The following is a 1,463-nucleotide window of genomic DNA, read 5'->3' on the forward strand; positions in this document are numbered from 1 at the left end:
CCCGGAGATGGCATGGTCCGCCCACCTATGGCACAGCTGACGAGTGAAGTCGCCCTCCCCAGAGAGCCGGGAAGGTCTCGCAAAGGCAGTAGCAAAGTGCCAAAGTGACAGCACTCGCAACCACTGATCTTGGAGGCCCTCCATGCAATCGATCGTGAATCTGCCCGTCATTGGATTGGATCTGGCGAAGTCCGTGTTCCAGCTGCATATCGTCGACGCGGAGTCCGGCGAGATTCAGCGGCGCCAGATCAAGCGCGCCAGGCTCACGGAATTCTTCGCCAAATGCCAACCCAGTTTGGTAGCGATGGAAGCATGCGGCTCAGCGCATTACTGGGCCAGAACAATCCGCTCGCTGGGGCATCAGGTCAAACTGTTGCCGGCCCAGCATGTCAAAGCCTTCTTGCTGCGTGACAAGACCGATGCCATGGATGCACAAGCGATATGGGTCGCAGCACAGCAGCCACATATCTTGCCAGTACCCGTCAAATCGGAGCGTCAGCAGGCTTGCCTGGCGCTACACGGCATGCGCCGTCAGCTCATGAAGATGCGCATCATGCAAACGAATGCCCTGCGCGGCATCCTCGCCGAGTTCGGCATTGCCATGCCGGTAGGGCACAACCAGTTGCTCAAGACGATCCAGGGAGAACTCGCCAGAGCTCAGCAGCAGGACCTGTTACCCGCCGATCTGGTCGTCAGCGTGCAGGAGCAACTCAAGCGTATCGAAGGTTTGCAGGATGACATCGACCACATTGCTCAGCGGCTGTGCGCCATGATCCGAGAGGACCGGCAGATGCAGGCCATCCAGCAGATTCCTGGCGTTGGAGAGTTGACGGCCTCGGCATTGGTGGCAGCTGTTGGAGACTTTTGCACATTCAAGTCCGCACGGCAGTTCGCCTCATGGGTAGGGTTGGTCCCGCGTCATGTAGGCACTGGCGGCAAGACACAGCAGTTGGGTATCTCCAAGCGCGGCGACACCTACTTGCGAACCTTGTTGATTGCTGGTGCCAGGGCTGTGATTGCCAGATCCGAAAAGTCCGGCTGGCTCGAACGACTGCTCCAACGGCGACATTACAACGTCGTCGTGGTGGCGTTGGCCAACAAGATGGCGCGCACCGCGTGGGCAGTCTTGGCCAAGGGCTTAGCCTTCGACCGGCAACGATGGAATCCGCTTGAGGAAGCGACACCCTGATCGATCAGCACAGCAAATAATGTACCGAGAAATACCGTTTTGAAGGAGAACCTGCGAAAAGCGGAGTGATGGATTGTTGGTCAAACCGGGTTGGGAAATTCCGATGAATCGCCAGTACCTCGAGTACATCCCGGAGATAGGAACCCCAGCCGCGAATAGCCATCATGGGCAGCAGCACTGTCTGCACAAACAGCCCGGATGTAAGGCCGCAAACCCTTCAAACCATCTCGACGCAAAAGCTTGCTCTCCTTGGGCGGACCATGTAGGCGATTCA

1 protein-coding gene is annotated in these 1,463 nt (G+C 57.9%); it reads left to right on the forward strand.

The window, feature by feature from the left end; all coding sequences use genetic code 11:
* Positions 1-154 precede the first annotated feature (154 nt).
* Positions 155-1,189, forward strand: a complete 1,035-nt coding sequence (locus N5K27_RS28800) for an IS110 family transposase (protein ID WP_279821005.1) — start codon at positions 155-157, stop codon at positions 1,187-1,189.
* Positions 1,190-1,463: the final 274 nt, after the last annotated feature.

This window comes from Pigmentiphaga sp. GD03639 (assembly GCF_029845405.1).
Taxonomy (GTDB): Bacteria; Pseudomonadota; Gammaproteobacteria; order Burkholderiales; family Burkholderiaceae_B; genus Pigmentiphaga; species Pigmentiphaga daeguensis.